At 71.9% G+C, this 12,297-nt stretch carries 11 protein-coding genes and 1 pseudogene; 5 read left to right on the forward strand and 7 right to left on the reverse strand.

From position 1 onward, the window contains the following. Window positions 1-49: 49 nt before the first annotated feature. Complete coding sequence (locus tag ABZ078_RS25820; protein WP_356578878.1) at window positions 50-559, forward strand: hypothetical protein; 510 nt, start codon at window positions 50-52, stop codon at window positions 557-559. 107 nt (window positions 560-666) lie between these two features. On the opposite strand, the gene ABZ078_RS25825 is transcribed toward ABZ078_RS25820, so the two are convergent. Next, window positions 667-1,164, reverse strand: coding sequence for a hypothetical protein (locus tag ABZ078_RS25825; RefSeq protein WP_356578880.1), 498 nt, complete (start codon window positions 1,162-1,164; stop codon window positions 667-669). A gap of 331 nt (window positions 1,165-1,495) precedes the next feature. Here ABZ078_RS25825 and ABZ078_RS25830 point away from each other — a divergent pair, with 331 nt between their 5' ends. Continuing rightward, window positions 1,496-2,158 (forward strand): class F sortase, encoded by a 663-nt coding sequence (locus ABZ078_RS25830; RefSeq protein WP_356578882.1) that lies wholly within the window; start codon window positions 1,496-1,498, stop codon window positions 2,156-2,158. A 53-nt stretch (window positions 2,159-2,211) separates the two neighbouring features. On the opposite strand, the gene ABZ078_RS25835 is transcribed toward ABZ078_RS25830, so the two are convergent. From ABZ078_RS25835 to ABZ078_RS25845, 3 genes and pseudogenes are all read right to left on the reverse strand, one after another. Beyond that, entirely contained in the window at window positions 2,212-3,042 is an 831-nt protein-coding gene (locus ABZ078_RS25835) for a polysaccharide deacetylase family protein (RefSeq protein ID WP_356578883.1), read from the reverse strand. A gap of 225 nt (window positions 3,043-3,267) precedes the next feature. Next, window positions 3,268-4,173, reverse strand: a pseudogene (locus ABZ078_RS25840) (phosphatidylglycerol lysyltransferase domain-containing protein); the annotation flags it as partial. Window positions 4,174-4,416: 243 nt separating this feature from the next. Further along, on the reverse strand, window positions 4,417-5,562 hold the full coding sequence (locus ABZ078_RS25845; protein ID WP_356578885.1) for a CapA family protein: 1,146 nt from the start codon (window positions 5,560-5,562) through the stop codon (window positions 4,417-4,419). Between the two features lie 240 nt (window positions 5,563-5,802). Here ABZ078_RS25845 and ABZ078_RS25850 point away from each other — a divergent pair, with 240 nt between their 5' ends. The 3 genes from ABZ078_RS25850 to ABZ078_RS25860 all read left to right on the forward strand — a co-directional run bounded on the left by ABZ078_RS25850 (window position 5,803) and on the right by ABZ078_RS25860 (window position 7,819). Then, window positions 5,803-6,351, forward strand: a complete 549-nt coding sequence (locus ABZ078_RS25850) for a sigma-70 family RNA polymerase sigma factor (RefSeq protein WP_356578886.1) — start codon at window positions 5,803-5,805, stop codon at window positions 6,349-6,351. A 147-nt stretch (window positions 6,352-6,498) separates the two neighbouring features. Beyond that, entirely contained in the window at window positions 6,499-7,014 is a 516-nt protein-coding gene (locus ABZ078_RS25855; RefSeq protein WP_356578888.1) for a hypothetical protein, read from the forward strand. A 151-nt stretch (window positions 7,015-7,165) separates the two neighbouring features. Continuing rightward, window positions 7,166-7,819, forward strand: a complete 654-nt coding sequence (locus ABZ078_RS25860; protein WP_356578890.1) for a zf-HC2 domain-containing protein — start codon at window positions 7,166-7,168, stop codon at window positions 7,817-7,819. A gap of 29 nt (window positions 7,820-7,848) precedes the next feature. On the opposite strand, the gene ABZ078_RS25865 is transcribed toward ABZ078_RS25860, so the two are convergent. The 3 genes from ABZ078_RS25865 to ABZ078_RS25875 form a co-directional block, all read right to left on the reverse strand. Next, the gene (locus ABZ078_RS25865; protein WP_356578892.1) at window positions 7,849-8,712 is read right to left on the reverse strand and encodes a DNA-formamidopyrimidine glycosylase family protein; all 864 of its coding nucleotides are present in this window, start codon (window positions 8,710-8,712) and stop codon (window positions 7,849-7,851) included. Window positions 8,713-8,743: 31 nt separating this feature from the next. Next, complete coding sequence (locus tag ABZ078_RS25870) at window positions 8,744-10,831, reverse strand: SpoIIE family protein phosphatase (RefSeq protein ID WP_356578894.1); 2,088 nt, start codon at window positions 10,829-10,831, stop codon at window positions 8,744-8,746. A gap of 89 nt (window positions 10,832-10,920) precedes the next feature. Further along, the gene (locus tag ABZ078_RS25875; protein ID WP_356578896.1) at window positions 10,921-12,294 is read right to left on the reverse strand and encodes a DUF6777 domain-containing protein; all 1,374 of its coding nucleotides are present in this window, start codon (window positions 12,292-12,294) and stop codon (window positions 10,921-10,923) included. Window positions 12,295-12,297: the final 3 nt, after the last annotated feature.

The following is a 12,297-nucleotide window of genomic DNA, read 5'->3' on the forward strand; positions in this document are numbered from 1 at the left end:
AGCGGAAGAAGGTCCGCAGCTGCTCCTCGGGGACCCGGAGGAAAACACCATGCGCGCGATACGCGTTGCCTCGGCCGCACTGCTGGGCCTCAGCGCCCTGGTCATGACCACCCCCGCCGCCCAGGCGAGCGGCGAGTCCCATGGCTTCCGGGTCGATGTGCTGCCCTCCACCATCGCGCCCGGTGGCAAGGTCACGCTGCGCGCGACCGGCTGCGAGAAGAGTGTGAGCGTGTCCTCGGGCGTCTTCGACACGATCATCATCCCCCGGGGGCATACGACGGCCAGGGCCAAGGTCGACTGGGACGCCAAGCCGGGCGCGGTGTACGAGGTGTCGTTCCACTGTGGCACGTTCTGGCAGGACGTCGACCTCACCATCGCCGGCGGCCGGCACGTCAGCCCGGTGCCCGACTATCGGCAGCACGGTGTGCAGGCGGGCGAGGGGGGCAGCCTGGCCGAGCTGAACCTGAAGCACATCGGCCTGGGCGCCGCGCTCATCACGGCCTCGCTCGGGACGGCGTACCACCTCTCGCGGCGTCACGAGAGTGAGGACGGCGGCTGACTCGGACGGCCGCCGCCCGTACAGCCCTTCGCCCCGGATCCCCTCTCAGGGGGGCCGGGGCGAAGATCTGCGAACGTGCGACCTGTCTGTCTGGGAAGGGCAGCCGTTCAGATCCGCTTCTCCGCGCGCCGCCGCATCCAGAACACGCCACCACCGACGACGGCCACGGCGATGAGCCCGGCCCCGATGGCCATGTCGGTCGGCGTCGCCCCTGTGGAGGTGCTGCCGCCGAGACCGCCCTGGACACCGCCGATGACGGTGAAGGCGTTGGGGTGCGTCAAGGGCCGGCCGGCGCCGTCGCAGTGGACCGTGATGCTGTGCGCACCCGGCCTCGCGTGGCGGTCGATCGTCGCGGTGCCCTTGGCCGTGCTGCCGCCGACCGGGGTGAGCCGGGTGGGCCGGAACGCGTCCGAGGTCGCGGTGCCGCCCTTCGGGCAGCCGTCGACGGTGATGGTCAGCTGCCCGCCGCGCGCGATGACGCTGGGCAGGGCGACGATGTTGCTCGGGCCGACGTGCATGCCGTCCCGCGCTGCCGCCGCCGGGGCGGCGAGGCCGAGAGCGGCGACCGCGGTGGCAGCGGCCGCCAGGGCACGAGTAGTACGCATGTGATCCTCCGCGGAAGACGCCCCGGGAACCGTCCCCGGTCGATCGGCGAGAAAGCGCCTCCCAGAAAGACCCTCAGACGCCCTGCGTGAAGCCGCATTTCGGCGATGGTCCGTCCTGGTGAGAGGACACGCCGACCGATGAGCCCACAATCCGATATTGCCGCAGGTCACGGACCGTCAGAATTTTCCTGTCGACGGCAACTCGGATGGCGCACCCACCGAAGTGGGGCCACCCGTTCGCATCCGCCCCGTCGCCGGTTCCGCGCGCGGGACTTAGCGTTTTCGTATGCGCGATTGACGTGGCGACGGCCGCGTCGAGAGGGGAAGTCGAATGTATGGGTCCGAGCAGGCCGAAGAGGAGGAGCGGCGCAAGAAGCATGCTCCTTGGGGCGTGATAGCGCTTGTTCTGCTGACCGGTCTCGCGCTCATTCGCAACGGCTCGGGGGAGTTCGACGCGGGACCGCCGCGACCCGCCTCGGCGGCCGCCGCGGACAGCCGGGTGCCCGGCGCCGTCTTCGCCGCGACCGCGCAGCCGCTGCCGTACGCCATGCCGGAACGGGTCAGGATCCCCGGGATCCAGGTCGACGCGCCGATCATCCCGGTCGGCCTGGACATGGACGGCTGGATCGGCGCGCCGCCCCCGGAGGACCCGAACCTGGCGGGTTGGTTCACCGGGTCCGTGTCCCCCGGCGAGAAGGGCACCGCGGTGGTCGTCGGCCATGTCGACAACCATCAGGGCCCCGCCGTTTTCTACGGGCTCGGATCGCTCGGCCGGGGAAATCGCGTCGAGGTCGTCCGCCAGGACGGAAAGACGGCCGTTTTCGAGGTCTACGGTGTGGAGATGTTCGAGAAGAACAACTTCCCCGGTGACCGGGTTTACGCGTCGAAAGGAAGTGCCGAATTGCGGGTCATCACCTGTGGCGGCGGTTTCTCCCAGCAGAACGGCTATGACGGGAATGTCGTCGCTTTCGCCAGCCTGGTCGAGGTGCACTGAGCGTTTCTCGACGGGCCGGCGAAGGCCGCAATGTATGTCCGCTCCCGTCAGGTCTACTTCCGTTCCGGAACGGTGAGGAAGTATCCGGAGTCCAGCAGCTGCGGCAGATAGAGGCGCAGTGCCCGCACGCTCTGGGAGCGGTCGCCCCCGGCGTCGTGCGAGAGCACCACGACGCCGGGGGCGGCGCCGTGCTCGACGCGGTCGACGATCGTGCGGGTGCCGGGGGCGGTCCAGTCGAGGGTGTCGACGGTCCAGGCCAGTGGTTCCATGCCGAGTTCGGCGCCGAGTTGGAAGGCGGCGCGGTTCCAGGCGCCGTAGGGGGCGCGGAACCAGAGGGGGCGTTCGCCGTACGTCTCCTCGACGATGTCGCTGGTGCGCTCCATCTCGGCCCGGATCCGGGCGCGGCTGAGACGGGTGAGCAGTGGATGGGACCAGGTGTGGTTGCCGACGACATGGCCCTCGTCGGCCATCCGGGCCACGAGGTCCTTGTTGTCGGCGACCATCTCGCCGCACACGAAGAACATGGCGCGGACGTCGTACTCGCGCAGGGTGTCCAGGATGTACGGGGTGTAGCGGGCGTCGGGTCCGTCGTCGAAGGTCAGCACCATGGTCCGGCCCCGTCCGGACACGCGCAGGAACGGTTTGCGCCGTACGAGGGCCCGGCGGGGCGCCGCGCGGGGCGGACCGTACCCCGTCAGGGGCTGGAGGCGGTAGGCGGAGGGCTTGAGCGCGCGGTGCGCCTGCGGGCCCGCGGCCGGGGCGGCGGGCCGGATCGGCTCCTCGCCCGCGACCGTCCTGAGCAGTCCGGCGGTGCCGGCCGCTCCGACGGCGGCGGCACCGGCGAGCAGCGCGCGGCGTCGCGTGAGCGACTGATCCTTCGTCATGAATCATCAGTCGCCCGGGCAGGGACCGGCGCACCACGGCGGCACCGGGACGGCGGCAGGAAAACGCCCGACCGGACCAGCTCCGGTGGCGGCCGGGCCGGCCGTGGGGCATGGCACTCATGACGAGGAGTCAGCAGCGTCGTACCGGCGGGAACGGCAGGCTCTCGCGGATCGCCAGACGGTGGGTTCGCCCTTGTCGCTGACGTCGGCCAGGCCGATGCCGGTGTCGGCGGCGAAGCGGTCGAGGGCGGCGCCGGAGTCCTTGCGGGTGAGGGCGAGTTGGTGGTCGCCGGACCAGTCGCGCAGCACGGCGAAGACGATGCCGCCGAAGGTCGCGTACGAGCAGGATCCGGCCGGCGACGGTGACCTGCTCGCCGGCGCGGACGTCGGCGAGTGCGTGGGTGCGGGGCGGGATGCCCACCGGGTAGGGGTCCAGGCCGTCCGCGCGCAGCCGGTCGAGGGTGCGGTGCCGGATGCGGACCTGCTCGGGCAGGCCCGCATCCGGTCCGACCGCCCCGGCCTCGTCCCCTCCTTCGAGGCCGAGCGCCGCCAGCGAGGGCAGTGCCTCGGTGGTCGCGGGACGCGGTCCGTTCCTCGGGTGCCCCTTTCTGCGGAGTTTGCGCAGTGACGGTACGGAGACGAATCCCTCGGCGATGGCGGAGGCGAGGCCGATACGGGCGAGGGAGGCGGCCTCGCCGTAGCAGAGGAAGCGCGGGAACCAGTGCGGCTGGTACTTGGCGTTGGAGCGGTACAGGGCCTCCAGTCGCCACCACTTGGAGAAGAACAGCAGCAGGCGCCGCCACAGCCGCGGCACCGGTCCGGCGCCGATACGGGCGCCCTCCTCCAAGACCGAGCGGAACACGGCGAAGTTCAGGGAGATCCTGCGGATGCCCGTCTTCGGGGCCGCCGCGCGCAGTTCGGCGACCATGGACTCCATGACGCCGTTGGGGGGGCGGCGCGGTCACGGCGCATCAGGTCCAGGGAAAAGCAGTCCTTGCCCCAGGGCACGAAGGACAGCAGGGCGAGCAGCCCGCCGTCCCCGCCGAGGGCCTCCACGAGGAGGCAGTCGCCGTCGGCCGGGTTCCCGAGGTGGTCGGGGGCCATGGAGAAGCCGCGTTCGGTCTCGGTGTCGCAGAGCGGTCCGAGGGCGCCGAAGAAGGTCGCGAATGCCTCCGGCACCCTGCTGAGCAGGGCGTTCCCGGGCGGCCGTATCCGGCCCGGGGTGTCCTTCACCGGGGCGGCCTCCGCGGCGGCACTCATGTTCCGACTGTAGGAAGCCCGCGGCCTTCCCGCCCGTCGAGTTGCTCGGACTCCTCCACCACGTCGACGCCGGCTGAGGCGTGCCTGCCCCTCGCCCTACTCCCCCCGGCTCCTCTACTCCCCCATCACCAGCCCGTCCTCCGCCGCGCCCCTGCTGAGCACCACGTCCCGGATCCGGTCCCGTACGCCGCTCAGCTCGGCGCCCTTGGCGATGGCGCGGTTGACGTTGACCACACGGCCGGCGTCGATGTCGAACAGCTGGGGAATGAACTCGGCCTTCTTCACCTCCCAGCGCCCGCCCGGCCGCTCGGGCGGGGCGAAGGTGAAGCGGCCGAGGGTGGACTGGTTGCCGCGTGGGTCCTGCACGCCCTGGTGGTTGTACATCGCCCCGGCGACCTGGTCGCCCATGCCGTAGATCACCCAGGTGCCGTTGACCTTCTCGTACGCCTGCGGGACGTGGGCGTGGGTGCCGAGGATCAGGTCGATGTCGGGGCGCTCGCCGGTGCGGGAGCCGGTGAGCGAGCGGGCGAGGGTCAGCTGCTGGTCGTCGGGGTCGTCCTGCCATTCGGTGCCCCAGTGCAGCGAGACGACGACCACGTCGGCGCCGCCCTTCCGGGCGGCGCGGGCGTCCGCCACGATCTTGTCCTCGTCGATGAGGTTGACCGCCCAGGGCTGCCCCGGTGGCAGCGGGAAGCCGTTGACGCCGTACGTGTACGCGAGGTGCGCCACCTTGGCCGCACCGGCACGCAGCACCGTCACGGCACGGGCCTCGCCTTGGGTGCGGGCCGTTCCCGCGTGCCGTACGCGCGCCTCGTCGAGGGCGTTCAGGGTGCGCAGGATGCCGGCGGCGCCGTCGTCGAGGCTGTGGTTGGAGGCGGTGGAGCAGCCGTCGTAGCCGGTGGCGGCGACGCCGCGGGCCACCTCCGGCGGGGACTTGAAGGTGGGGTAGCCGGTGTACTGGCCGTCCGCGCCGTAGACGGTCTCCATGTGGCACAGCGCCAGATCGGCGCGGGAGACGACGGGTTTGACGCCGTCGAACATCGCGCGGAAGTCGTAGCCGGAGCCACCCGCGTCGTAGCGCGCGCGGTCGATGACCGAGGTGTGCGGGAGGATGTCGCCGGAGGCGACGAGCGTGAAGCCGCGGGGACCGGCGGAGGAGCCCGACTGTCCCGGGCCCTTGTGGTTGTTGGCCTGGCAGGCGGCGCCTGCGGCGAGGGCGGCCGTCAGAGCGAGGGCCGCAAGTCGACTGCGTGCAATCATCAACTCACCCCGAGTGGTCTTATTTACCCACCAATAGGTATGAATCTGGACTTGCCCGCAAACAATCCGGCCACTTCTGTTAGCCCGTCCGCGCACCACCACAGGCGGAAGGGACCGTTCAACCACCGCCAGAGGCGGAACGAACCGTTCGTCGAACCGTTCGCCGACGCGATCGACCGTCCGCCGCAGATCCGTGTGCGTGCTCTGTCCCCCAACAGCCGCCTGCGATGCCATACGGCCATGACGGCCGGAACCACCCTGACGAACGGGACGACGACCGCCGAGCACGAGCTCGCCGCACTGCAGCGCGAGCACGGCCGGCCCCTCTTCGCGCTCCTGCTCCGGCTCTGCGACGGCGACCGGCAGCGCGCCGAGGACCTCGTGCAGGAGACGCTGGTGCGCGCCTGGCAGCACCCCGAGGCGCTGCGCGCGGCCGACTTCGAGTCCGTACGGCCCTGGCTCATGACGGTCGGGCGGCGGCTCGCGATCGACGCGCGGCGCGCCCGGCAGGCACGGCCGCCGGAGGTCGGGGACGCGATCCTGGAGAACGCGCGCGTGATCTCCGACCATGCCGAGCGGGCCGCGGAGATGCTCGATGTGCGCGAGGCTGTGAAGACACTCACTCCGGAGCACCGTGAAGTTCTGGTGCTCGTGTACTTCCAAGGGGCGAGTGTTGCCGAAGCCGCGGAAACACTGGGGATCCCCCCCGGTACCGTGAAGTCCCGCGCTTACTACGCGCTGCGCGCCCTGCGCAGGGTGCTTCCGGGATACGCGGCCGACCTGCGGTGAAACCAATGGCTGAGTCAAGCCTCCGTAAAGCGCCTTGCCAAGACACCGGTTGAGTAATCGGCTGTCCTCATCCGTGTTCCCGATCGGGCCCCAGGGCCCGAGGGCCCCGGGTCGGGCGACGCACTCACCGGAGGAAGGCAGGAAGGGATGCTGCACAGAGGTCAAGAGAGCACGGACGGCGCAGGCGGCGGTGAACTGACCGTCCCCATGGCGTGGTTGTACGCCGAGTACATCGCCGACGAGCTGCTGCGCACCGGCGACCTGATGCCGCCGACGTCCTTCGAGTTCCGTGCCGGGCGCGACGCTTTGGCGCTGACCATCTTCCTGTCCGACACCGACGGCGAGCTCTCCGGCATCCGGGTCGTCTCCCAGCTGGAGACCTGGCTGTCGCTGACGGCGTACGACCAGCCGTGGCAGGAGTGGGTGCGCGAGCGCATGGCGGGTCTGGCGGCGGAGGCGGTCGAGGCCGGCGGGCCCGCACCCGACCTGGAGTTGGCCGAGGCGGCCTGGCGCTGGCTGCAGGAGACCGAGCTGCTCGCACCCGATCTGAACGCGGTGCCGGGCGGCGGGGCGCTGGTCGGTGAGGACGAGGGACCGAAGGTGTGGACCCCGGCGTGGCAGCTCGGGCTGCCGCTCGGGCACCTCGCCATCCATCTTTTTTAAGTTCTTTTCGCCTCGGACCAATCCTCGGTGCCGACCGCTCCGAATCCTTTGGTTGCGATTCGGTGCCGGGCTTGAGTGATTCCACTGTCTGGTGCGTACCAGTGGGCGCAAGGAGTAACCCACCCCACACCCAACGGCACGAGGATTCGGCATGAGGTCCCTGGAGAGGCATCGCGACGTCGCCGCGTACGCGCTCGGCGTGCTGAACGAGGCGGAGGCGTTCCGCTTCGAGGACCACCTCATGGAGTGCCCGCGCTGCGCGGCACACGTGACCGAGTTCGGGCCCGTCACCCGCCAGTTGATGCTGTACCGGCGGGCCACGCCCCGGTTCGTGCACCCCATGGCCCAGCCCGGCCCGCAGCTGCTGAACCGGCTGCTCGACTCCGTGGCGGCCCGCCGTCGCGCCCGGCGCCGGCGCACGCTGTACGCCGTGGCCGCCTCGGTCGTGTTCGCCCTCGCCGGACCCACGGCCGCGATCATGGCGGGCGGCGACGAGGGGACCGTACAGATCGTCCAGGCGACCGACGCCCGCTCGGGCGTGTGGGCGCAGGTCACCACCGAGGACGAGGCGTACGGCAGCCAGGTGGAGCTGAAGGTGAGGGACGGCGCGGGTCCGCGTGCCTGCCATCTGGTCGCCGTCGGCCGGGACGGCTCGGAGGAGACCGTGACCACCTGGCACGCCGCCGACCACGACGCCCGCGAGAACACCATGAGGGGCGCCTCGGCGATGCACCGCGACGAGATCGTGCGCTACGAGGTGCGGACGTCGGGCGGGGAGCATCTGGTGACGCTCGTGCCCCGGTAGGCCGTCCTGAGGGAGTGCGCCCGCGGGCCCTACTTCAGCAGCCGCGAGAGTCTGCGGTCCGCCAGCGGCTTCCCGCCCGTCTGGCACGTCGGGCAGTACTGGAGCGAGGAGTCGCTGAAGGAGACCTCGCGGACGGTGTCGCCGCACACCGGGCAGGGCTCGCCGGTGCGGCCGTGCACGCGCAGGCCGCTTTTCTTCTCCGCCTTCAGGCGTCCGGCCGCCAGACCGCGCGAGCGCTCGACCGCATCGGTGAGGGTCGTCCGCAGGGCCTCGTACAGCCTCGTCGTCTCCTCGGGTGTCAGCGACGACGCCAGCTTGAACGGGGACATCCTGGCCGCGTGCAGGATCTCGTCGCTGTAGGCGTTGCCGACCCCGGCGACGAGGCTCTGGTCGCGCAGGGCGCCCTTGAGCTGACGGCGCTCGTCCTTCAGCAGCGCCGTGAACCGCCGCTCGTCGAAGTCGTCGGCGAGCGGGTCCGGGCCCAGGCGGGCCACGCCCGGGACCTGCCCCGGGTCCTGGACCAGGTACACCGCCAGGCGCTTCTGCGTGCCCGCCTCCGTGAGGTCGAAGCCCGCTCCGGTCTCCAGGGCCACACGCAGCGCGAGCGGGCCCTTGCCGGGTCGGGGCATGCCGCTCGGGAGCTCGTCCTTCCAGTGGAGCCAGCCCGCCCGCGCGAGGTGGGTGACCAGGTGGGGGCCGTCGGCCGTCTCGAGGTCGAGGAACTTGCCGTGGCGGTGCACGGCGGTGACCTCGTGGCCCTCAAGGGCGCTGACCGGGGGCTCGTACGTCTTGAGGACGCTGATCGCGACGGGCAGGACGCGGACGATCTCGTGGCCGACCAGGTTCTCGGTCAGGAAGTCCTTGAGCGCTTCGACCTCGGGGAGTTCCGGCATACGTCCAGAGTGCCACCGCGGACCGGAGTGCTCAGGTCCGCTCCGGCACGACGAACTCGCACCACACCGCCTTGCCGCCGCCCCGGGCCTCCACGCCCCACACGTCCGTGAGCAGGTCGACCAGGAGCAGACCCCGGCCGGAGACGCCCGACTCGCCCGCCTCGCGGCGGCGTGGCAGGGCGCTGGAGGAGTCCTCGACCTCGACGCGCAGCCGGCGCTCGGAGCCGGTGAGGACCCGCAGGGTCACGATGGCGGATCCCTCCGTGTGCATGAGGGCGTTGGTGATCAGCTCGTCGGCCACCAGCTCGATCTCGTCGGCCCGTTCGGCGGCGTCCCAGGCGCGCACGGCGGCGCGGATCATGTGCCGGGCTCCGGTGAGGGCCTCGGGGTCGCCGGGGGCGACGTGCTGCTGGAGGCGGCCGCCGGACTGCGGGGCGTCCGGGACGCGGCGGCGCAGCAGGAGCAGGGCCACGTCGTCGTCGCCGCCGCGTTCCTCGGCGACGTCGATGAGGCGGTCGGCGAGGTCCCACACGTCGTGCGGGCCGGTGGCGATGAGCGCGGTAAGGGTCCGCATGCCGTCGTCCAGGTCGACGCCGGGCTGTTCGACCAAACCGTCGGTGCACAGCAGGAGGGTGTGGTCGGAGTCCAGCTCGATGGTGCTGACGGGATACTCGAGCCGCCCGAACTCCGCGGACAGGCCGAGCGGCAGCCCGCCCTCGACCGGGACGCGACGGCAGGCGCCGCCGGGCTCCCGGATCAGCGGGTCGATGTGGCCCGCCCGGACCATCTGCACGACGCCGGTGGACAGGTCGGCCTCCGCGTACAGGCAGGTGGCGAAGCGGTCGGTGTCCAGTTCGTGCAGGAAGACGGAGGCGCGGGCCATCACCGTGGCCGGGGTGTGCCCTTCGGCGGCGTAGGCGCGCAGGACGATGCGCAGCTGGCCCATGACGGCGGCGGCGTGCGTGTCGTGGCCCTGGACGTCGCCGATGACGGCGCCGACCCGGCCGCCGGGCAGCGGGATGAGGTCGTACCAGTCGCCGCCGATGTCCCGGCCGAGGGAGCCCGCGGCACCGGCCGCGCGGTAGCGGACGGCGACGTCGGCGCCGGGGACGCTGGGGATGGTGCGCGGCAGCATGGCCTGCTGGAGACCGGTGGCGAGGTCCTTCTCCTGCTCGTAGAGCATGGCCCGCTGAAGGCTCTGCGCGATGCTGCTGCCGAGGGCGACGAGCACGTTGCGGTCCTCGGTGGAGAATCCGTCGCGGTCGCTGTAGAGCAGGCCGATGGCGCCGATCGGGCGGGCCTGGGCGATCAGCGGCAGATAGGCGGCGGCCGTGATGTCGAGGTCGGTGATGTGCGGCCAGAGGATCGGGTAGCGCTCCGCGAACTCCTCCGGCGACTCGATGAAGCGCGGGCTGAGGGTGCGGACGACCTCGCTCATCGGGTACTGCTCGTCGATCCGGGTGACCAGGGTCCCGGGCACGAAGCTGCCCGCGGGGCCTTCGGCGACCAGGCGGATGCGGCCGGCCTCGACCAGGCCCATGACCAGGCTGGTGGCGCCGAGGTGAGTGATGCCGTGGGTGTCCTTGAGGACGTCGATGACGTCCTGGACGGTGCGGGCGTGGGCGAGGGCGGCCGTGGTGAGCTGGACGACGCTGGTCTGCTGACGGCGTGCCTCGTCCTCGGCCGCCTGCTCGCGCCGCTCCTCGCTCTCGGCGAGTTCGTCGGTGGCGTCGCGGACGATGCCGATGATGCGGCGCGGGCGGCCCGTCTCGTCGCGGCGGATGTAGCCCTGGGTGTGGGTCCAGCGCAGGGTGCCGTCGCGGCAGCGGATGCGGAAGTAGGCGCCGTAGTTCTCGCTGCCGTCCTTCATCGCCTTGGAGACCAGGCCGTCCAGCCGGTAGGCCTCCGGTGGCGGCACCCGGATCGCCAGCGTCGCGGGGTTGCCGTCGAATTCGTCGGGGCGCAGGTCGAAGACCTCGTGGGCCTGGGCGTCCATGTGGAACAGACCGCTGTCCAGGTCCCAGTCGAAGCTGCCCATGCGGTTGAGCGCCAGGATCGGATCCGGGTGGGCGGGCCAGTCGTCCGGGAGAGACAGGGCGCTCGCTCCCCGATCAACCATGGGGCCACCTTGCCAGGATTTGCCGGATTCTTCGACTGGGACGACAGAACTGTTCTCGGCGTCCGCCCGGTCTGTCTCCACCCGCTCGGTCAGCCGGCGAAGACGTCGGTGGGGCTGCCGAAGATGCTGTCCGAGGTCTGCGGGGCAAGGGAGGTCCTCGGCGAGGTCTTCGGTGAGGTCTTCGGGGACGACTTCGGTGACGACTTCGGCGCGGTCCCGGAGTCGGGGGCGCTGGGCTCCCCGGGCGACCGAGGGGTGCGGTCGGGGGCCGTCGGCGCGGGCGGGGCCGTGACGGTGGCCGTCGGGCAGGGGGTGGCGCCGGTGTTCGGCGTGTCCGGGGTATTCGGGGTGTCCGAGGTGTCCGAGGTGTCCGAGGTGTCCGAGGTGTCCGAGGTGTCCGAGGTGTCCGACGCGTGCTCGGTCAGCGTGTCGTCCGTGGCGCCCGGGGTGACGGTGGCCGTCGGGGTCGCGCAGTCGGTCGGCGACGCGTTCGATGAGGTGCGCTCGTCGGACGGGGAGGTGGGTCCGCCGGACGGCCCCGTGCCCTCGCCCGTGGGGACCCCGCCGTCCCCGCCGTCCCCGCCGTCCCCGCCGTCTCCGCCGTCCCCGCCGTCCTCCCCCGGCCAGGCGCCGGAGACGCTGTCGTGCGGGTGCGGGTGCGGGGGCGGGTCGGCCGGCTCCGGGCGCGGCAGGACATGGTCGCGGTCGTGCCCCCGATGGCCGGTCGGCCGCTCGATCCAGGTGTGGTCGGCGACGTCGATGATCGTGATGTCGGTGATCACCTGGGTCGTCGGAGCCACCACGACCACCTGGGCCGGCCGGTACCCGGACCAGGGCCGGCCGCTCGTGCCGGGCTCGCCTCGCAGGTCGGCGGCCGGCGTGAGCGGATTGCCGCAGGCGCAGCGGACGCGCGGCACACCGTGGTTGTCGACGAGGACGGCGGTGCCCGCCTGAAGGACGGACTGGTAGCCGGTCGCGCGGCCGTCGCGGAACCCGTGGTTGGTGACTCGGGTGTCGGCACGCAGCACGACCGAGGTCAGGCTCCGCAGATGACCGGGGATCGAGTCCTGCGCGATGCCCGCGGTGCGGGCGAAGGCGCGGGCCCTGCCCCGGTCGGAGGTGAGGTGGTCGATCTGCCGCCGCACGTCGCAACTGCCGGTACCCCGGGTGCCGCCGTAGAGGCCGGGCGTGTCGCCGGACAGGGACTGCGGCCCGGTCCGGCCCGATCGCGACGGTTGCGGCGTTCGGGTGACCGGGGACGCGGTGGTCGCCGTGGTCGCCGTGGTCGCCGTGGAGTCGGTGAAGGGATCCGGCCCCTTGGCCGCCGCGGGTTGGAGGAGGACCTCTCCGCTCGATTCCATGCCCTTCTCCACACCCTTCACCGCGTTGCCGCCGCAGCCGGCGACGATGAGCGCCGCCGAGAGCGCGCAGGCCGTGACGATGGCTCCGGTGGATGTCCGCACCAC

Origin of the sequence: Streptomyces sp. NPDC006385, from assembly GCF_040612485.1 — a bacterium.
Lineage (GTDB): Bacteria > Actinomycetota > Actinomycetes > Streptomycetales > Streptomycetaceae > Streptomyces.